Annotated in this window: 19 protein-coding genes; 8 read left to right on the top strand and 11 right to left on the bottom strand. The window is 46.1% G+C overall.

Annotated elements, in window-relative coordinates; genetic code table 11:
- Positions 1 to 259 precede the first annotated feature (259 nt).
- Entirely contained in the window at positions 260 to 973 is a 714-nt protein-coding gene (locus QUA70_RS19385) for a DUF1997 domain-containing protein (protein ID WP_333349310.1), read from the bottom strand.
- A 121-nt stretch (positions 974 to 1,094) separates the two neighbouring features.
- On the opposite strand from QUA70_RS19385, the gene QUA70_RS19380 reads away from it, so the two are divergent.
- Together QUA70_RS19380 and QUA70_RS19375 are read left to right on the top strand one after the other, a co-directional pair.
- On the top strand, positions 1,095 to 1,754 hold the full coding sequence (locus tag QUA70_RS19380) for an NAD(P)H-binding protein (RefSeq protein WP_333349309.1): 660 nt from the start codon (positions 1,095 to 1,097) through the stop codon (positions 1,752 to 1,754).
- Between the two features lie 288 nt (positions 1,755 to 2,042).
- On the top strand, positions 2,043 to 3,329 hold the full coding sequence (locus QUA70_RS19375) for a glycoside hydrolase family protein (protein ID WP_333349307.1): 1,287 nt from the start codon (positions 2,043 to 2,045) through the stop codon (positions 3,327 to 3,329).
- A 143-nt stretch (positions 3,330 to 3,472) separates the two neighbouring features.
- Here the strand turns inward: QUA70_RS19375 and QUA70_RS19370 are convergent, their stop codons facing one another.
- Positions 3,473 to 3,865, bottom strand: a complete 393-nt coding sequence (locus tag QUA70_RS19370; RefSeq protein ID WP_333349305.1) for a hypothetical protein — start codon at positions 3,863 to 3,865, stop codon at positions 3,473 to 3,475.
- A 260-nt stretch (positions 3,866 to 4,125) separates the two neighbouring features.
- Between QUA70_RS19370 and QUA70_RS19365 the strand changes: the two genes are divergently transcribed.
- Positions 4,126 to 4,323 (top strand): hypothetical protein, encoded by a 198-nt coding sequence (locus tag QUA70_RS19365; RefSeq protein WP_333349303.1) that lies wholly within the window; start codon positions 4,126 to 4,128, stop codon positions 4,321 to 4,323.
- A 49-nt stretch (positions 4,324 to 4,372) separates the two neighbouring features.
- Here QUA70_RS19365 and QUA70_RS19360 read toward each other — a convergent pair whose 3' ends face one another.
- Positions 4,373 to 4,717, bottom strand: coding sequence for a Dethiobiotin synthetase (locus QUA70_RS19360; protein WP_333328342.1), 345 nt, complete (start codon positions 4,715 to 4,717; stop codon positions 4,373 to 4,375).
- 206 nt (positions 4,718 to 4,923) lie between these two features.
- Between QUA70_RS19360 and QUA70_RS19355 the strand changes: the two genes are divergently transcribed.
- Positions 4,924 to 6,432, top strand: coding sequence for an SGNH/GDSL hydrolase family protein (locus QUA70_RS19355; RefSeq protein ID WP_333328343.1), 1,509 nt, complete (start codon positions 4,924 to 4,926; stop codon positions 6,430 to 6,432).
- A 166-nt stretch (positions 6,433 to 6,598) separates the two neighbouring features.
- Here the strand turns inward: QUA70_RS19355 and QUA70_RS19350 are convergent, their stop codons facing one another.
- From QUA70_RS19350 to QUA70_RS19330, 5 genes are all read right to left on the bottom strand, one after another.
- On the bottom strand, positions 6,599 to 7,411 hold the full coding sequence (locus QUA70_RS19350; protein ID WP_333328346.1) for an MlaE family lipid ABC transporter permease subunit: 813 nt from the start codon (positions 7,409 to 7,411) through the stop codon (positions 6,599 to 6,601).
- Positions 7,412 to 7,627: 216 nt separating this feature from the next.
- Positions 7,628 to 8,662: a patatin-like phospholipase family protein gene (locus QUA70_RS19345; RefSeq protein WP_333328350.1), complete on the bottom strand. Its 1,035-nt coding sequence runs from the start codon at positions 8,660 to 8,662 to the stop codon at positions 7,628 to 7,630.
- Between the two features lie 84 nt (positions 8,663 to 8,746).
- Entirely contained in the window at positions 8,747 to 9,376 is a 630-nt protein-coding gene (gene mtnB, locus QUA70_RS19340) for a methylthioribulose 1-phosphate dehydratase (RefSeq protein WP_333328353.1), read from the bottom strand.
- Positions 9,377 to 9,647: 271 nt separating this feature from the next.
- Positions 9,648 to 10,328 (bottom strand): HAD-IB family phosphatase, encoded by a 681-nt coding sequence (locus QUA70_RS19335; RefSeq protein WP_333328356.1) that lies wholly within the window; start codon positions 10,326 to 10,328, stop codon positions 9,648 to 9,650.
- A gap of 112 nt (positions 10,329 to 10,440) precedes the next feature.
- Complete coding sequence (locus QUA70_RS19330; protein WP_445251655.1) at positions 10,441 to 11,274, bottom strand: Crp/Fnr family transcriptional regulator; 834 nt, start codon at positions 11,272 to 11,274, stop codon at positions 10,441 to 10,443.
- Positions 11,275 to 11,640: 366 nt separating this feature from the next.
- Here QUA70_RS19330 and QUA70_RS19325 point away from each other — a divergent pair, with 366 nt between their 5' ends.
- From QUA70_RS19325 to QUA70_RS19315, 3 genes are all read left to right on the top strand, one after another.
- A complete protein-coding gene (locus QUA70_RS19325) occupies positions 11,641 to 12,621 on the top strand; it encodes a DALR anticodon-binding domain-containing protein (protein WP_333328359.1) in 981 nt (326 codons plus the stop codon).
- A 306-nt stretch (positions 12,622 to 12,927) separates the two neighbouring features.
- Positions 12,928 to 14,460, top strand: a complete 1,533-nt coding sequence (locus tag QUA70_RS19320; RefSeq protein WP_333328362.1) for an MFS transporter — start codon at positions 12,928 to 12,930, stop codon at positions 14,458 to 14,460.
- A 48-nt stretch (positions 14,461 to 14,508) separates the two neighbouring features.
- The gene (locus QUA70_RS19315; protein ID WP_333328365.1) at positions 14,509 to 14,745 is read left to right on the top strand and encodes a hypothetical protein; all 237 of its coding nucleotides are present in this window, start codon (positions 14,509 to 14,511) and stop codon (positions 14,743 to 14,745) included.
- A gap of 145 nt (positions 14,746 to 14,890) precedes the next feature.
- Here QUA70_RS19315 and QUA70_RS19310 read toward each other — a convergent pair whose 3' ends face one another.
- From QUA70_RS19310 to QUA70_RS19300, 3 genes are all read right to left on the bottom strand, one after another.
- Positions 14,891 to 16,051, bottom strand: a complete 1,161-nt coding sequence (locus QUA70_RS19310; protein WP_333328368.1) for an ATP-binding protein — start codon at positions 16,049 to 16,051, stop codon at positions 14,891 to 14,893.
- Positions 16,048 to 16,419, bottom strand: coding sequence for a response regulator (locus tag QUA70_RS19305; RefSeq protein ID WP_333328371.1), 372 nt, complete (start codon positions 16,417 to 16,419; stop codon positions 16,048 to 16,050). Before QUA70_RS19305 ends, QUA70_RS19310 begins: the two co-directional genes overlap by 4 nt.
- A gap of 418 nt (positions 16,420 to 16,837) precedes the next feature.
- Positions 16,838 to 18,313, bottom strand: coding sequence for an ATPase domain-containing protein (locus tag QUA70_RS19300; RefSeq protein WP_333328373.1), 1,476 nt, complete (start codon positions 18,311 to 18,313; stop codon positions 16,838 to 16,840).
- Positions 18,314 to 18,399: 86 nt separating this feature from the next.
- Here QUA70_RS19300 and QUA70_RS19295 point away from each other — a divergent pair, with 86 nt between their 5' ends.
- On the top strand, positions 18,400 to 19,815 hold the full coding sequence (locus tag QUA70_RS19295) for an FAD-binding oxidoreductase (RefSeq protein WP_333328377.1): 1,416 nt from the start codon (positions 18,400 to 18,402) through the stop codon (positions 19,813 to 19,815).
- Positions 19,816 to 20,157: the final 342 nt, after the last annotated feature.

Genomic DNA, 20,157 nt, shown 5'->3' with positions numbered 1-20,157 from the left:
GTTTTGGAGTAACAGCTTGCCGGATATTTAAAGGCAGCTACTTTTAGATGCGCTCGTTTTTTAGTCTAAACTCCAGTTATTACGATCGCACTTATGAGTAAGGTGTGCAGTGCACACCCTACAAATGTGAGTTAAGCTAATCCGCATTTAAATTGCAGAGTAAAATAAATCTTTACTCTGGTGGGGAGTAGGGGCTGGGCAGGAGCTCCTGCACTTAACATACAATTTAAATGCAGTACAGGTTAAAGCGTAAGTATTGTTAATGTTTCTTAGGATTTTTCGGAAAAGGAATGCCCAAACTTTCGTGAAAAACAACCTGAGTTTTATAAGTCAAGCGCCGGTTAACTTGTTTGATAATTTTTTCCAAAAGCGCATCGCCGGTTTTTTCTATCAAAGGCTGAGACATCGATCGAATAAACTTGGGAAAGCAAACCCCCACAGCCAAATCCAGCTTCCAGGTAGTAATGGTAATCGCAGGCGGCAGCTTAGCACGTTCCGAGCTCGGCCAATCGGCGGCAAACTCCTGAGAGGGTATCTCCACTAGCTTCATCGCCGATCGAAAATCCACTTCATACCCAGGCGAGGTATAATTCGGAACCGGAATAGTCTTAATCAAATAGCAGCCCTCAGCATCCGGCGGCAGCAACTCTAAACCAATTCTCGCTTCAACACGGTAGCCGAAAGCCCCAAAACGCCCGATTAATAAATCATAGCCGTTTTCGCCGATCGGCTCGGCCTTCATCGGCGAAGCGCACTGGCAAAACCAACTCTTGTGGTTGTTCAAATGGTTCGCCACCGTCTCCGCATCCGCGTACATCTCCATGCTGTCTTCAAAATGGGTGTGAAACCAAATCGGCTCAACTTCCTCTCCTGCATCCGCGCTTCCACTTTCGGACTGCCCGAAACTCGCATCTGGGTAGTAATTTTCGTCAGAAGCTTCAACAGTTTGATATTCAGCGGAATCCTGCTTCATCGTATGCTCTCCTGGTGTGCACGCCAATTGATCGGGTTGGGGATGTGTTAAGGGAGTTTCCTCCCTACAATTGAGAAATTGATAGCAACAAAACTTACCCTAGTTCAGCATAACTCGACTTATGAAAGCATTTGTAGCAGGAGCCACAGGTCAGACTGGCCGCCGCATCGTCGCAGAATTGGTCAAGCGAGGTATTCCCGTGCGCGCCTTAGTCCGAAATCTAGACACAGCGAGGCAAATTTTACCGCCGGAGGCAGAGTTAGTGACTGGGGATGTATTAAATGCCACTTCCCTGGGCGATGCCATCGGCGATAGTACGGTATTGCTGTGCGCGACAGGGGCGGCCCCTGGTTTTGACCCGACAGCGCCTTACAAGGTGGATTTTGAAGGTACTAAAAATTTGGTGGATGCAGCTAAGGCTAAGGGCATTGAGCATTTTGTGCTTGTGACTTCTCTGTGCGTCTCTCAGTTTTTTCACCCGCTGAATTTGTTCTGGCTGATTCTGGTTTGGAAGAAGCAAGCCGAGGAGTATTTGCAAAAAAGCGGCTTAACTTATACGATCGTCCGTCCGGGCGGTCTCAAAAATGAGGATAATTCAGATGCGATCGTCATGACTGGTGCGGACAAAATGTTTGAGAGCAGCATTCCCCGCACCAAGGTAGCCCAAGTGTGCGTGGAGGCGCTGTTTCAGCCGACTTCTCGCAACAAGATTGTGGAAATTGTGGCGAAGTCGGAGGCTCCGCAAAAGAGTTTTGAGGAGTTGTTTGCCAGTGTGATTTGATTGAATTAGCCTCGCTTGGGTTCGGTGCGTCAGACAAAAAACACTTTGATTGGGATCAGAGATGTTGCACCATTGTCAAGAACAGGCTTTCCGGCCTGTTCCACAAAAAGTGCATTTTCTTGTGGGTTGGGCATCCTGCCCGCCCAAAAAAGGCTTATCGAGAATGGTGCAAGATGTGATTTGGATCAAAGATTGGGGCTGACGCACCCTACAACAATTTTCCGATCGCCAAATCTGGCAAAATCTTAATAGTTTTACGATTCGCCGTTGAAATTTCCCTCTCCCAGCATGAAAACTCTCAAGTGGCCAGCTTGGTTCCCCTATCCGATTTCGTGGTTAAGGGCATTTGCTCTCGCTCTGAGTTTTAGTTTTGTCCTTCGCAGGGGCATTCCTTTTGTCAGCGACGATATCGGCTTTCTGACTCTACTGCTGGCGGCTTGGCTGATTCAGTTGCCGGTGTTTTTTGTTTGTCACTTTTTAGCAGTCAAAATCTTAAATCCCTTACTAATTATGCTGCCGGGGCGCTTTCGCGTTGCGCGCAAGTTCAAGCGCAGGCACACTGGTATTCGATCGCACTTGCGAGAAGGCTTGAATGCTGTTGTAGTGATTTTTTTTGCATTTAATCTGTCGCTGTTGGTGCAACTTGCGATTTTTTATTGGCCCGCGCGATCGATCGAGCCGGCTCAGTTGCTAACAGGAATATCTACTCTAACAAATGTTGCGGTAGCCGGTGAATTAGATTTCTGGCTGAGCAAATTGGCGGGGGCTTTATCGAGTTTAACGCTGTTAGCGGCCCCCCTATATCAATACGATTTTCGGGTGCGCCGGATGCGGGTGGCTCGAAAATGGGTCGAAATTTCGGAAATGGAAATGACTTGGCTAGAATCTGAGAAATTGGGCCGTGGAAAAAGAGGTTTGCTGAGGCGATCAGAGATTCAAATCCTCGGATTTATACTTTTAATCGGCGCTGTGATTGGCGGCGGTGTTTTTTTGGTTGACAGTTTGCGGGGAAATCAGCAGTTGTCCCAGTCGGCAAGCGGGGTGGGAAAATTGCCGCCGCTGGCTATAAAAACCGGAGATCCTTACATTCGAGCTCTGATGCGTACTATTTCTGCTAGCGAGTCGAATGTTGCTCGACCTTATCACGTTGTTTACGGTGGCAAATATATATTAGATTTGAGCCGCCATCCTGACTGGTGCGTGAAGATTGTTAATGGCCCGAATCGAGGTAAGTGTACTACGGCAGCGGGCAGGTATCAATTTCTGACTACGACTTGGAAGGAGAAGGCTAAGCGCTATCAGGCGCGTCGTGCTAATTTTTTATTCTGGGAAGATTACAGTTTTGAACCAGAAGATCAGGATGCTGTGGTTTATGCTTGGTTGAGCGATCGCAAGTTTTGGAAAGCTGATATTCCTGAGATGTTGCGGCAGGAAAGATTAACTGACGTATTGCGGATGCTTTCGGGAACTTGGACGAGTTTGGGATATGGAATAGAGAATAATTCTATGAGTTCTCGTTTGCCGAAAGTCTACCGGGAAATGCTGCGGGAAGAATTGGAAAATGCTGGTTCTTAGGGAGTTGACTGTTGGCTGTTGACTGTTGACTGTTGACTGTTGACTGTTGACTGTTGAATGTTAACTGTTAATTCTTAAAGAATGTTATTGGTTATTAACAAGCCAAAGCGATTAAGAAATAACCACTAATAAGTAACGAATAACTAATCCTTCAAGTTTGGTAAAAATGCTGTCAAACATTTGTACAATTCTAATCCCGGCCCTGCTTGCAGGGGATAAAACCTGTCGAAATTAATGGGGTTTCCCGGTGCTAATTTCCACTGGGTTTGCTGTGCTGTTTTTGGGGAAATTTCGATCGCTATCGTGATGTTAATAATGTTGTTCTGCTGGGGGATGCCCCGGAAGCAGTAACTTTTGCCCGTGCGTTTGTCTGAATCGCTGCCGGTGATGTATCTGTCTTGTTTGCGAAATTGGATTTCTCTGAAAGGTCGATCGATCGCAAAGGAGTCTCGGTAGCGGTAGTCTCCGTCGTGCAAGCTTTCGACAGTCGGCCTGATGTGAGCTATAACTGTTGCTGGACTAAGAGTTAGCATCATTGATCCGCGTTCCTCCTGTGAAATCGGTGATTTTGCTTTTGCTGCCTGGTGTCTGAGTCGCTGTGGGCGATCGGCTGAAACAAACGCGCCCTGTAACAAATCAATAAAAGTAGTTATGTAGTTTAAGTTCATCCCTGACTATCGTGAATAATTATTTCATGGTTTCATCTCTGTTACCTATCTGAGTAATAATAAAAATATGGAGCAAGCCCTGAGAAATTTTACGGGCGCATATCTAGGGATTAATTGAGGATACTGCTATGTTTAGCCTGACGCGAGAAACAAAAAATTTAGGGCAGGTTGAAACTGCAAATTCGGAACAGCGAGGCTCTATCACTTCTGTGTCCAAAAGTATCCGAATTGTGCGATCGCGAGTTTACAAAGATGAGGCTTTGGTGTCGGCGGCGCTAGCGGGACTGCCAGATCTTTTGGCATCCCTCGAAAGCTTTCGCGAGTAGTAGAGTGTGACAATTTCTCTTATTAAACATCGGAGTTGACTCAGTTAAATTATTGCCAGACGCCGGAAAAGATATTCCTGACTGCGATCGCAATTCGATTTAAGTCTTCCTTCAGCAGCGGTGGCCAAGCAACTCCTCTGCGGAGTCCAGCTTCAAATTGCTGCAAACCTTCTACTGACAGTAAATGCAGTGCCGAGATTAATTGTCGATCGAGCATGGGAGATTCTTGCAAACCCTCAAACAATATTTTTAAAGCTAATAAAATCGATGTCACCTGTCCGGGTACGGGCGGTTGACCTTGTTTGAGACGCATCAGGAAGGCGTCGGGATTTTTCTTGGTTTCCAGGGCGGTTCCTTGGTCGATCAGAAAACTGCGGGCTGTTTTGTAATCCATTTGACGTGCGATCGATCTCCTGCAATTAATTAGCTGGCATTATATCACCTTTTGTCTCGCTCAATTTGGTAATATATTTCCATACAGGCTAAACTACAGCTACTGGTGAGGTGCGCCCATAAGCAGGCTACAGCTACTGATAGAAGCCTAGCATTCATCCCACAGTCGCCTTGAGCGAAGTGAAACGGACAGGGAAAAATAAAACAATGGCAAAACAACAAGGAAATAGCAGAAAATCCAAGATTTATCGCTACTTGTGGCTGCTTTTTTTGTGTATGAGCTTTCTGTTAGTTCCGCTCATCAAAAAAATAGCCGCCGATACGCCATTCCCCCCACCCGCTCCTATTGCAAATAATGCTAGTTTTGGAGCGAAAATTCAAAGGACGATGGGGCTACTTGCGGCTAGCACTCCAACAGACCGCCGCCAAGTGCGTATCCTATTCTACGGTCAATCCATCACTCAGCAAGATTGGTGGCAAGATGTAGCGCAGGATTTGAAACAGCGATTTCCCAATGCAGATTTGATTGTGGAAAATCGGGCAATCGGAGGATTTGCCGCCCCAATTTTAATCCGTTCCAGCGAACATGATTTGTATCCTTTTTATCCAGACTTACTAATTTTTCACGTCTACGGAGGCGGTGAAGATTACGAAGCCATAATTGCCAATGTCCGCCGCCGCACTACTAGCGAAATACTCTTGCATTCAGACCACATCCAGTGGCTGCCGACAGGCAACAACGACGAGCCCGAAGAAGTCAAAAGATACGAATGGCACAACACTCATTCTACTAAATGGCTGCCTGAGTTGGCCGATAAATACGGCTGCGAAATCGCCGAAATTCGTGAACCTTGGCTCCGGTATTTGAAAGACAATCGCTTGCAGCCAAAACAGCTATTGAGCGATGAAATTCACCTTAACGATTGGGGAAATTTTCTCCTAGCTGCTCTCATTAAACCACACCTGCGATACAAGCCAAATTCTCCTCAACCGCCGCAGGATTTAGTTAAAACCTATACCGTTGGCCGCGATGTTAAGTGGCAAGATGGCAAGTTGGTTTTAGAATTGGAAGGAAATAGAATAGATGCGATCGCCGATAAAACCTTCAACGGCAAGGGAATTTCTGCTAAAATTGCGATCGACGGCAAAAAACCCTCAGAATTTCCTGAACTTTACAGCATCACCAGACCTAGCGCTAGCCTTGGCGTTCCTTGGCCCGCTATTCTCCAAGTATCCAGCCAAAAACCGCTAATCGTAGAAGATTGGAAAGCCATAATTACTGAGATTAACAGCGACGCCAGCAAGTTTAAATTTGACATTGTAGGTTCTAAAACAGGTTACGACGGCAGCGGTACAAACGACGAAATGTTTGTCTCAAACTCTGGCCGCGTCGTGATTGAACCGAGAAACTGGTGGCTGAAAAATTCTTATGAATACTCTAAAAAACCGACGCCTAAAGGCTTTGAAATTTCCTGGCAGGTACGACCAATGTTTGTTGATTCATACGTTCCTCCACAAATTACAGATTCAAGCCGCGAGTATTCTACAACATTGGCTCAGAATTTGAGCAACTCCAAACACATCCTCGAAATCGTCCCCGAAACAGATGGGAAAGTTCCTATTGAGGCAATTCGAGTGTATCGCCCTCCTTTCTCCAATCTACCATCTAAAGTTGAGAGTTTTAAACCGCAGATATCAGCGGATGAACACGGATGAACGCTGATGCAATTTTATCAGCGTTTATTTGCGTTCATCTGCGGTTAAAAAAATTTTCATGTTATTTTATAGCAATCGCCTTGGCGGCGTAGGGCGTTGATGATTGTTCAAGCCCTTAATATTTAAGCATCTTGACTCCTGACTCCTGCTAGAATCGCCAAGATTATCAACTTCTCATAATCCCCAACTCGTAAAACATCAACAGCGATAAAAACAAATCCGCTACAAAAATAAACACCCACGAAGTCACCACCGCAGCCGTTGCAGCTTGACCTACTCCCTTCCCTCCGCCCGCCGTCGTCAACCCCCAACCGCAACCGACAAGGGCAATTATCGACCCAAAAATAAAACTCTTAATCGCCACAGTTACTAAATCCCAAGGCCCCAAAGAAGTCCGCACCGATTCCAAAAATACTGATGGTTCCAACTCATAAAAATTCACCGCCACAAACAGCCCGCCCAAAATCCCCACTGCTACCGCAAAAATTGTTAAAATCGGCAGCATGATGCAGCAAGCTATCACCCTCGGCACTACTAAATAATCAACCGGATTTGTTCTTAACATATACAGGGCGTCTATTTGTTCCGTCACCTGCATTTCTCCTATCTCCGCCGCAAAAGCCGAACCCACTTGTCCCGCCACCACGCCCGCCGTTAAAAGTGGTGCTAATTCCCCACAAAATGCCACAGCAAAAGCACCTCCCACCGCCCCAACCGCCCCAAAGTGAACCAATTCTCTGGCTGATTGAAAGGTAAAAATCATGCCACCAAAAAAGGCTATTAGCAGCACGGATCGGAAAGAATCCAGGCCTACTGTTACTAAATGTTCCATGATTTTGCGGCGGTCAATTCTGCCTTGGATGATGCGTAGCAGCACTTGGCCACCCAGGAACAACGTCACAAAAAAACGCTGAAACCACCTGTTATTGAAGGTTTCATCTAAATGTCGATCGCGCTTTTCTTGGTATTTTTTAACCAATTACTGACGGCTCGCGATTAATTGCAAACAGGGCGAAGCATTACTAAATAGAGATTTACGCAATTGTACAGCAATTATTGCACGATTTGTCAACATATATTTTTTGTCTCTCAGCCCTGCGGTTGGTGGGTTAGGCGCGGTTTAAGATTTATTTATTGGTGACTTAACTTAATCGCCGCGCCCAACCCACCCTACAATATGACTAAAACTCTAGGACTACTCCGCAAGTAACAAGTCGATAAACTTATCCAACTGTTCATTATTCTTTTCGGCTTGCTCCTTGCCAATTCTCAGCAGGTCTGATATTTTCTCTTCCGAGGCATCATCAATCGGCAGCGGTTCTTCGTGGCTCAAATCGGGAGTAATTCTCAAATATTGATTCGGTCTTTCAACCGCATCATAAATTTGAATTAGTTGATAATTTACAGTTTCAGCCACTCCCGTCATCATGATATTAATCAAAGGCTCAACCCACTCAACTTGACCCCAATTTTTCGCTTCTTCATAGGGGAATTTTTTCTGAGCTTCTCCTGTCCCCAGCGATAAAATTACCATATCTTTTGCTGTCGGGCCTTTGTCGGGGCGATCGTCGGGAATTCTGAATTTATTTCTAACTTCTGCATAGGCACAAAGTGTGGGATTGTTTGCAAATACTCCCCCGTCAATTAAAGCGTAGGATTCGTTTGTCAAAGAGTAGATTTTGGGAACTTCAAAATAAGAGGGAGCGGCAGATGTGGCTCTGGCGATATCTCTAATAAAATAGTCTTCTGCTGGATATTGTTTAGCATCTATTTGATCGAAAAAGTGAGCTTTTCTCCTTTCGATGTCGTAACTGGAAATTAAACAAGGTTTTAGCAGTTGGCTGAGTTGGCAATCTCTAAAGTTTTCCAAAAAGAATTTTTCTAAGCTATCGCTCGGATATTTCTCATCTATCAAACCGTCTATAGATCTGAGTTTTTTCCAAAATGAACTCTTAAAAACGTCGCGACCGCTGTTAATCGAAAAATTAAGAGCGTCTTGGGCTGTCCAGCGAGGTCTGGTGGGATTTTCGGCATCGGGACACAAATAGATGCAAGTTAAAATTCCTCCCGCACTTGTTCCCGCGATTAAATCAAAATAGTCAGCTATTCTCGCCTCTGGGTTGCCGCTTTTTTGTTGCAGCTTTGACTCAATGCTAACTACAACTTGCGCGGGGATAATCCCTCTAATTCCGCCTCCATCTAGGGATAAAATTCTCGTATATTTAGCCATAATTGTTGTCTCTTCTCGATGTTTGCTCGTTTCCTAATCTCAAATTCCCAAGCCTCGGAATTCATGCACCGCTCAATCTCTCCTCTAAAATTTCACATCTAAATTTAATTGGCGGGCTGCGATCGTATAGCGAAAAATGTATTCTACAATTTCGACGTAATTGTAGGCGGCCGCTGGCGAGTCTGCCCAGACTGTGATTCCGTGATCGCGAATTAACAAAGCGGGTACAGACGCCGCTGAAACGGCAAAGAATTCGCGAATTTCCTTGGCTATTTTAGGCACTTCCAAATAATTTGCAAATAGGGGTATCGCCACCTGCGGGTTTTCTTCCCACACCCCCAAACCTTTCAGCATTTCGATCGCCGGTAAAGGCACTGCATCTCCTGCGGTTAGCCGAGAAACTAAATTTGCCTCGATCGAGTGGACGTGATAGCAAGCTTTGGCGTCTGGAAAACAATTGTAAACGGCTAAATGAATGCTGGTTTCGGCCGAAGGGCGGCTGTCGGGAACAGGTTGCTCGACAATTGCGCCGTCTGAGTTCATTCTGATAAAATCGTCTTCAGTTAACTGCCCTTTCGCGCGGCCGCTAGCAGTAATCCAAAAACTGCCATCTGGTAAGCGGGCTGAAAGATTGCCAGCAGTCCCAACCATCCAACCGCGATCGTAAAAATGTTTGGCTGCTGCAATTAAATCCGATCTCAAATCGCCACTCATTCTTTACAAATCCTCAGCTTTTAATCTACTTTTTACGTTAATAGTGACATTTTGCACCATTCTCGCTTAACAGGCTTTCCGGCCTGTTCCACAAAGAGTAAACTTTCTTGTGGGGAGTAGGGGTTGGGCAGGAGAGCCCGCTCGTGAAAGGCTTATTGACAATGGTGCAAGATGTCAGTTAATAGGAATTGCCCTGGCTTATCTAAACGCAGGGTGGGCAGTGCACACTTTAGCAATACACACATAGCTTTTCTTGAGAAAGGGTATAGTTTCACTTCCATTTGTGGGACAAATTTTCCAACACGTCAAAAAAATTATCCCATTTAGTATAAGGCTTTTGCTGTTCGTCTAGATACTGGGCAAGCCGATCGCGCGCAAACACCGACGAAGCCTGCAAAGCCATGTTAAAATCCGTCAGAGAATCTCCGATCGCCACCTGTTCCTCGGCCGGGTGCTGGCCCATCACCCGCACCTTAGACACCAATTCCTCATCTCCTTCAAACTCAGAATTGACTTGCAAGCGAGGGCCGCTAGCGTCCACATCCACAGCGTAAATAACGCTCGCCCGGTGTACCAAATCGCCCATTACCGTCTCTACCATGATCCGAAGACCGCCGGAAACGATCGCAAAATCTACCTGTTTCTCGTCCAAAAAATCCAGCAATTCCAACAATCCCGGTCGCATCAGCTTTCCCCTAGAAAATTCCACAATTTCCCCGTAACATTCCGAGGGAATAGACTCTACTAACTGCCGCACTCCTGATCGCAAACTCAGCCTTCTAGCATATATTTCAGGCATCAGTTGAGACGACAGTTCCGGTGCGAAATGCTTGAGCATTGCGACAAAAGTTTCTTCAACAGTTATCGTGCCGTCAAAGTCGCAGAATACCACCCGTTGCTGATTGTTCGGGATTGAAGATTTTTGCTTGTCATCGGTCATTGTCAGTCGCATCTTTCAAGAACGGGAAAAATTTACACAATTCATCGTACACTGTCTAGCGAACGAGCGCGACGCCCCGAAACTAATAGTGACGTGCTGTTTGGTGGCAATTTCCCGCAGAATTTTATGCAGATTCTTCGAGAGAATCTTCCAGGGAATCGTCCAGGGAATCTTCCAGGGAATCTTCCAGAGAATCTTCCAGGGAATCTTCCAGAGAATCTTCTAAGTCCTGCTGTTGGTTTTTTGTCTTTTGGGGGTTAGACTTAGCCGGCAAACAGATTAAATTATCATCCTCAGTATTAATCAAACCTTTCGATCGCAACTTACCCATCAGCCGCGTCACCGTCACCCGCGTTGACCCTATCGCGCTGCCAATTTGAGCGTGAGTCAATGCCCAAGGCAGTCGGTAGCCCCGAACCACATCCGGTTCGCCATCACCTACGTAAGGTTCGCCGAACTCCTCAATCAACAATGTGAGAAATCCCAACAGTCGGTCGATCGTCCGGCGCTGTCCCAAAGTGCTCAGCCAGAGAAGTTTCCGCTGGTGTTGGTAGCGAAACGCATCCAAAATTTCCCTGCGGAAGTGAGGCCAATTATCTAAGTCGTGCCAGTACATCCACACTACGTGAGTTTGATCGGCGTGGGCGTAAGCTTGGAGAGTAAACGGAGACTGAGCAACCAGTTCAAAGGGCTGGCCTGCGCCGACGAAGCCCAAAAAAGCTTCTTCTGTAGTTTTGTCAACGGATTTCGACTTCGCCGCCGCAGCGCTAACTTGAGCGCTACCTACGAGTCGCACAGAACCTTTCTGGACTAAATACAGCAGTCCGGGTCTTGCGGGAATCCGCTCATCTTTGCTAAAAGTCCGGCAGCGGTAGTGTTCCTGGGCCCAGTCGATAATTCGCTGCCAAGTGATAAAAGGTCGATCGATAGTATCTAGAGGTGTGGAAGTTGATTGCATAGGTAAGGCTCTGGGATATATTTAATCAGTGAGAAAAACGGCTTTTGCTAGCAGCGCGATACAAAGTGAGACAACCAACCCCCGATCGAGCTTGCACGCTTCTTAACTGTGCTGAACTGTGCTGACTTTTCTGTGTTTTACCGAAAGATTCAATGTAGCAAAAAATACATCAAAATGGTAGAGTTCAGCAAAAAATTTGTCGTAAATTATTGTATAGTTAGCAAACAAATCGCTAGAAAGCCGATTAATTCGATGTAGCCCCGCTTGGGGGAGCAGATCGAGCATCTCTGACATCAGCGGTTTAACGTAGAACAACAATGCAAGCGGTAACAGTCGATCATCGCTGTTACGGTAGGATGAGCCGATATGGATACAACAAATATGGAGCAGTGCCCGGAAGTTACAGTGAAGTGTTTCTTGCTTTCAAGGTTCCAAAGCGCGATCGCCCAGCAGGGAACACTAGCCCAAATTCCGTTAAATCTCATAGGTGGCACCATTCTCAAGAACGGGCAAGATGCCTGTTCCACAAGAGATGAATTTTCTTGTGGAACAGGCATCTTGCCTGTTCCTAAACAAGTAATTGAGAATGGTGCAATATTTCCGTTAAATCGGAGTAAAGATAGCGCGCGGGTGCTGTACGTGTCTGCGATCGCCCTGAAATTGGCTAAAACTTGGCAGCAGACACCGCAGACAATTGCGGCACAGTTGGCCGAAACACTCGAACCGCTGTGCTGCCCAGATTTCGCAGTTAAAGTCGCGCCGACGGGAATTATTGAGTTGGAGTTGACTGATGCAGGTTTAGCCGTCTGGTTGCAGCGTTTAGCTCAAACGAACCTCCCAGTTCCAGAATCTAGAGTAATATCTCCTGTTGTGTGTGCCGATCTGCTATTTCCCATTCAGTACAGCCACGCGCGCTGCTGTTCCCTGCTGCGAATGGCCCACCGCGATCGCATAATTTCGATCGCGCAGCCAGATGTCACTACAGCCTCGCAAATTTGGTCGCTGGCGAGTCCAAATCCTATCCCTTGGATTGACGAGGGCGATCGACTGCGGTTAGTGCATCCAGCCGAATGCAATTTAATTTCGCAACTGTTAACTGTGCTAGACAATTTATATCCTATTTATGAGGTAAAAAACGGCGAAAAACCTGTCAATTATTTCAAATTAGCCAATAGTTTGAGTGAATCATTTCAGACTTTTTATAGCCACTGCCGAATTTGGGGAGAAGTCAAAATAAAACAGCCAAAACTCGCGCAAGCCCGATTAGGTTTAATATTAGCAACTCAATCTTTGTTGCGATTTATCCTAAAAGAGTCATTGAGCGCTATTGCTCCTTTAGAACTTTGATTTTATCCTCATTCTTAGCAACATTTATTCATACTCAGAGGTGGATTTCCGAAATTTTACTTGACTTATTCCCTCGGAAAAATCTCTATTTTATCGAGAACACCATGAACGATCCTTCATTAATAAAATTAAAAAAAAAATCTCTAAGTTAGGCCTTTTTATTTTATCTAATTTATTTAAGTAATCTTTGTTTTTGCTTTTTAGACCGAGAATTTTTAGCTGGCATCTATGGCTGTGCTCCTTAAAATACTTAATCTTATATTATACAATTAAGCTGCGTAGCAGCTTATCTATTGGCTATCCAGTATGCTCGAAAAACAAGAAGAAGATTACAGCTTAGTAGGAACGAATCCTCTCCCTCTTCAGGAAGAAATCCAAGAGGATATAGCCTTACCAGAGACGGTACTTCTGACCAATCGACCTCTAAAACTTTCCAAACCGGAAACTCGGTCAAGCCTCAGAGCACTAACTTTGGACGGTGTGTTCGCTACGCTTTTTTACAGCATCATCGGTGGCGCGTTGCTCAGTAATTTCTTGCTCGATTTGGGGGCTGGTCCAGTGGAAATTGGTATGCTCGCCTCCATTCCTCAACTGGTAAATTTGCTCCAACCGTTCGGAGCTTATATAGCAGACCGAACACAGAGCCGCCACTGGTATTCCTTCTGGATTTTCGGAATGTCGCGACTGCTGTGGCTGATTCTCGTGCCAGCCCTTTGGTTGGGAGGCTCATTTCATTTGGCCCGACATCAGCTAGTGCAGTTGACATTGGCAATCATCTGGGTAAGTCAAGTCTTAGAATCTTTAGGTCGTGCTTCCTTCTTGAGCTGGTTGGCGGCGTTAGTACCTCAGCGGTTGCGCGGGCGGTATTTTGGCTTTCGCAATAGTGCTGTCAGCTTGACAAATCTCATGGGTGTGCCGTTGATGGCTCTAGCGGTATCGAACTGGCCAGGTGGAAAGCTCCAAGGTTACAGCGCCATCTTGGTTTTAGGAATTGTGCTTGGCCTCATCAGTATAGGTTGTCAGTTCTTTATGACCGATGTGAACCCAAAGCTTGTACACGTCCATTTAGATACAGGCGAAAAATCATCCACAGGGACAATTTTTAGCTTTCTCAAGGAAGCCAATTTTTTAAAGTTTTTGCTTTACTCTGGTCTATGGAGCTTTGCCGTTAACGTCAGCGCGCCCTTCTTTAACCTTTACTTGCTGGATGACCTAAATATAGATGTCAGCGTGGTAACGCTCTATAGCAGCTTAGGTGCTGGTGCTAACTTGCTGATGCTGGTTTTTTGGGGGAAGCTGGCTGACCGGGTTGGGAATCGCCCGATTATGCTAGTAGTGGGAGTTTTGGTGGCTCTGACCCCTTTACTCTGGCTAGAAGGTGGAACGGCTCCAATTTTCCTATGGGTCTGGTTCCCGCTGTTGCACATAATCGGCGGTGGGACGTGGGCGGCGATCGACCTGTGCAGCAACAATCTTCTTATGGGAGTGGCACCGCTGTTGAATCAGTCGATATACTTTGCGATCGCAGCCGCGGTTCCTGGTGTTACGGGGGCAATGGGAATCACCGTTGGTGGCTTTCTCGCCACTTTGACCAATCTCGGTGGCTTGCCAGGGGTGTTTGCCCTCTCAGCCGTTTTACGACTGGTGGCTCTCCTGACCTTGGTTTTTGTTCGCGAGCAGCGTTCTGTGTCTTTGGGTAAGTTTTGGCTGCTCTTGTTGCCAGCTTGGTGGAGAAGAGTGGCGATTGAACCTGGAGACATCAGGTTTCAACCATTAATAGTTGAAGAGTTGCACTGTCCGCCTGAAAGCTCATGCGATCGCTCTTCAACTCTTGATTGATTGTAGTCCGACAATAATTCATAAAAGAGTTGATTAACCATTTTTAAAGTGTTAAAATACTCCTCAGATAATCTCAGATGTGACGGTTGTTGGGTAGCTTTTTTTCAGAAATATAAAATCGGACAACTCGGGATAAGTTTTGAATGGTATCTAATTATTTTTGGGTGCGTTCAAAATTTTTTAGGATGGCGATCGAGCTTTGAGGAACGATCGCCAATTCTCCCGCTCGTCTATCGCTCCTGGAACGACGATGCTCAATTTCATCAGTTGACGATCGGTCGTTAATGTTTCTTCAAATTCTTGCCGGGTAAAATAGCGAGAGTTTTCTTAAGTTTTTTGAGGATACATCTCATGCTCACACTACCACGTATAGCCTCACCCGGGCGTCAAATTCATCGATGACTATCCCAAGATAAGGCCTGCATCTAGTTTAAGGCGTTGCAGGCGAGATTTTATTTTTTCCAGGTTTTGCGATCGGCAGCGTTACGGTAAATGTACTGCCGACGCCTTCTTCACTGATCAAAGTAATTTCACCACCGTGCAAGTCCACGCATTTTTTAACAATGCTCAGCCCCAGTCCAGTACCGGGAATGCGACCGACATTTTTGGCGCGGTAAAATGAATTAAACAGCCGTTCTTGGTCTGCTACAGGTATGCCAATTCCTGCATCCTGTACCGAAAAAACTGCCTCGGTTTCAGTAAGTTTTAATTCAAAGATTACTTCGGTATTTGGGGGAGAATACTTAATAGCATTGGACAGCAAATTGCCCAGAATTCGCCGGAGCAAGCTTACCTCCAAACACGCCATCGCCGATGGACTGTGATTTACAAAAATCAGCGTTACCCGATCATTTTCAGGTTTCAACTTCAGGCTGCTATGAAATTCCCCTACCAACTCATAACAAAACTTGGCTAAATCTATGGGTAGCAAGGAAAAGCCTGTTTTTCCTGACTCAACACGCCCCAGCAGCAGCACATCATCTAATAACAAATCTATACCTTTTGCGGCTGCTTGAGTTTTGTCTAGAAGTTCTTGTTTTTTCTCATCTGTTAATGTCAACTTGTACTTGCTAAGAAGTTGTGTAGTGCCAATGATGAAATTCAAAGGATTGCGAACGTCGTGGGCAATCATGTACAGCAAAGATGTTTTCATCTCATTGAGTTCTTGGGCGGTTTGCAAAGTGCGATCGAGTTGGTCGTGAGACAATTTGAGAGTTAAAGACAACTGGCGCGATCGCAGCAAAATCTCCACCCGCGCTTGCAATTCAATCTTCTCGATCGGAGCGATAATCAAATCGTCAATACTTTGCCAAATAAATTGCGTTGCCATCCCTACATCCGAGCGCGATGTAATCAAAAGAAAAGGCAAGCATACCGGGTGTTCTGCCTCTTTTTGGGCTGCCACCCATTGCCAGTGGCGTTTCAAGGCAAGAGCGTCAATTATCCCCAGGTCAAAAGATTGATTAAAAGGTAAAAACTCCTCACTATTTTCTGTGGAGTTGGGCAGCAATACCTCATAGTAAACAGCTAGCCATTCTAATAACAGGCGGCGATTTTCTTTCTGTTCGACAAGCAATAAAATTTGACTCACGCAGATTCTCCTAGCAAGCTGTGAACAATTCCCAGCAAATCTCTAACGATCAAAGGTTTTACCAACATATTCCGAGCACCGTGGCAGAGGCTTTCGTGCTGAATGGCAGCGCTTTGTTTGGGCGAGAGTATTAGAAAAGGGATTTGGTGATTTCGCAGTTTTTCGCAGCACTCCCAAATCCGGCGGTCGAAACCAGAAATATCTACTAAAGCCATCCCGATCCTAGCAGGCTGACTGATAGCTTGTGCAACATCTTCAAAGTTATAAGCCGCGATCATCTGGTATCCTTCTTTGTTAAGAAATTGTGCTAATAGTTCCAAGTTTCGATGATTGCGGTCTACGGCTAAAATTATTGAGTTGCCAGTCATTTATCAGCTTCCTCTGAATACGGGTTATAACCATTTTAGATTTTAGGTTTTAGATTTTAGATTTTAGATTTTAGAATGGGGAGTGAGTGATTATATATGGGTGGGGAGGTGGCCTAAAGTTGGATTCTTTTTTTATCTGGTATTAGCTTATTTTTCGGGGAGGGATTACATTGGTTTTCAGTTGAATAAAGTACAGATGCTCGGGAACAGGACACGGCCCCGTGTCCTGTTCCCCTACTGTATTTCATAGAAGTGAAAACTGCTATAAAAGTCGAAAAATACACAAATTTACCCATATATTTAAGTTGTCCAGGACTTAGGCTAGTGGTGAGGTGCGCGTCGCGCACCCTACTGATTAGTAGATTCACGACTGCAAAATTAGCTCCAATTGCCCAGAAACAGCAGGACAAACCCCGATTCAATCTTCCTCCCCTCCCTCCTCAATCCACACCGGCGCCGAACTCAAAATGCCGCGCAGCCCCGCTATCGGTTTGCTGACTTTGATGCCGTAGCGAGTAATCTCGAGTTCTCGCAGAGTTCTCTCGAAGTTGCTGACTCGTTTTTTAATTACTCCGATCGCCTTGCGGATTTCTGTCCTATTCTGCAGTTGGCGTTCCAGATAGCGTATAAACACAAGATTATCCGCCAAATAGCTAATCCCGATCTCGGTCAGCCGAAAATCTCCGCTAATGGCTTCTACCTCATTAATCAAGATAACGGTGACTCCCATATTCTTCAGATACTTGCACAAAGCGTGCAAATTGTTCACCAAATCTTGCCCCTGCATCGAAAGCTGATAGCCAGAAATACTGTCAATCATCACAATCCGCGTCTTTTCCTGCTCCACCTCCTGGCGTACCATACAGGCAAACTGATCCGGGGAGTACAGCAAAGGTTCCACGGGTATCACGGAAAGACTTCCTTGCCCAATCATCGCCGCAACCGGGATGTTAACTGATTCGCAGCGCTGCAGCAGAGTAGAACTTGACTCCTCAAAAATGTAAACTACCGATCGCTCCCCCCTTCCTGCAGCTTCCTTCATAAACTGAACCCCCACCGTCGTTTTACCCACGCCGCTAGGCCCGGTAATCACCGTGACAGTCCCCCGTTCCAGTCCCCCGTGCAGCAGTTCGTCGATTTCTGGCACCCCAGAAGAAATTGCTTCAGCCACAAAATCCTGTTGAAAGTTGTCCGGAAGCAGTCGCGGAAATACCTCCATACCAGCCTGAGTCAGGCGGAGCGAATGGCGGCCGATGCGGAAGTTGGAGCCTCGCAGCTTGGTGACAGACAGGGTGCGCCCTTCAGGGCGCAGTTCCAAGTAAATTACTCCGTCGCTGATGAATTGCAAATCGTCATCGGGAGCACTTGAAGTGCCTTCGGAGGTGAACACCACCGTCGCCCCCCCTTCCACCAAAAACCGCAGAAAAGACAGAACTTGCTTGCGGAATTGGAACTCATCCGCAGCTAAGTAGCGAAATTGAGTGATCGCGTCCAAAAACACCCGTTGTGGCTTGACAGCTTGGACTCGCTCGATAATCTTTTGTGTAGTCGGTTCTCGCTCAACCTCAGATGGGGAGAAAATGTCATAAGTCTGAACTTCTGTAAAGAATTCTGACGATGGGCTCAAATCCAGGAACGCCATCGCATCCATATCAAAACCGAGACTTGCGGCATTGGCGCGCAATTGCGCTTCCGGTTCTCCTAAAGTAATAAACAGGGGCGTTTCTCCCAGAGCCACACCTGCTGCCAAAAAGTGAAAGCCCAGTGTAGTCTTGCCAGTACCGGGGCCGCCGCGCACCAAATAAGAGCGTTGAGGAATTAGGCCGCCGCCAATCACTTCGTTGAGACCGGTAATTCCTACAGAAAGTCGGTTTTGAGACATTTGTTTTTTCATGTTTTGAATATCCGGCCCGTATTAATATTTAATGGTTTTAGGCAGTGTTTTGATAATTTTTTTTTACCGGGCGTCTCATAACCTTCATGAAATCTTTTTCTACCGAAAATTACGTTAGCACACAAGAATTAGAAAGTATTGTCGGCACTGCTGGCATCTGTCGCTGGCAAGATTCAGAGCCATTTTGGGAAGAACGGGTAGAAAAAGCAGTTGTTCCCGACACGAAAATAGATTGTACCGTTTACCCGAATACTCAGGAAGAACTGGCGGCTGTCATTGCTTGGGCACAGCAAAATCGCTGTGCAGTCTTGCCTTGTGGCAGTGGCAGCAAACTTGATTGGGGCGGTTTAGTTAAATTATACTCCGATCCCCCCCGGCCCCCCTTAACAAGGGAGGAGCAAGATGTTGTCAAAGTGGGTCTTTTTAAGGGGGATTTAAGGGAATCTCCTGATGCAGCGGGCCTTGTGGCTGTCAGCACTTCGCGCCTCAATCGACTTGTACAACACGCTGTGGGCGATTTAACCGTGACTGCAGAAGCGGGGATGAAGTTTGCGGATTTGCAGCAAATTTTAGCTGCTGCCGGTCAATTTTTGCCGATCGACCCAGCGTATCCGCAACAGGCAACTTTGGGCGGCATTGTCGCTACTGCTGATGCGGGTTCCTTGCGGCATCGCTATCGCGGGGTGCGCGATTTGCTGTTGGGAATTACCTTTGTGCGATCGGACGGTAAAATTGCGGTAGCCGGAGGTCGAGTTGTTAAAAATGTCGCCGGTTACGACTTGATGAAACTGTTTACTGGTGCTTACGGCACATTGGGCGTCATCAGTCAAGTAACTTTCCGAGTTTATCCGCTGCCTGAATCATCGGGAACCGTAGTGCTGACAGGGGAAATTAATGCTTTGTCCCAAACGGCTCAAATCTTATTATCCTCTGCTTTGACACCAACAGCCGTTGATTTGGTGTCACCTGATTTAGTAGCACAATTAGGCTTAGGAAAGGGCACGGGATTAATCGTCAGATTTCAAAGTATCGCAGAAAGTGTTAAACAACAATCAGCCCGCTTACTGGAAGTTGGCAAAAAGTTGGGTTTGCAAGGCACTAGCTGCTGCGAAAATGATGAGCATCAGTTATGGCAAAGATTGCCAGAAACAATGTGGGATTCTGGCACAAAGTCGGCAATTATTTGCAAAATAGGAATCAGACCCTCGGAAGCTGTAACAGCAATTAACGAATTGCCGGTACAGGACGCTTTGATTCATGCAGGCAGCGGTTTGGGGGTTTTGCGGTTTGAGAATGCGACGGCCCAAACGCTGTTGCAGGTACGCAGAGGGTGCGAAGCGAAAGGCGGTTTTCTGACTGTTTTAGCAGCGCCGACCGACATCAAGCAACAGTTAGATGTTTGGGGCTATACTGGAAGTGCGATCGATTTAATGCGCCGGATTAAACAGCAGTTTGACCCGGAAAATCTTTTGAGTCCCAGTCGTTTTATAAGCGGTATTTAATTTAAAGTTTGTAGTCAGGAGTTTGGTCTTTATTGAATCCCGGTCTAACTCATTTGTTAACTAGACTTGTTTTTTAACGAACCGCGAAGGCGCGTTAGCGCTAGACCCCGAAGAAAGAGAAAAGAAGAGAAGTTTTTGTTTGCTTGAGGAATTTAGGCTTGCTAAGCATAGCAACCGCGCCTGACTGTTAGGAAGTTCTTTTCTTAATTGCTGAAATATAAGCGGTCGATTGCTTCTGACTTCTCTCCTAGATAACTAAATCCTTTTTTCTTCTTCCTTCTTTCTTCTTCCTGACATCCGTGACATCCGTTACATCCGTTACAGAATCCGTTGCCGAACTTT

Origin of the sequence: Microcoleus sp. LAD1_D5, from assembly GCF_036702115.1 — a bacterium.
GTDB lineage: Bacteria > Cyanobacteriota > Cyanobacteriia > Cyanobacteriales > Microcoleaceae > Microcoleus.
Note: the sequence above shows the minus strand (reverse complement) of the source record. Positions and strands in the feature narration are given on the sequence as shown.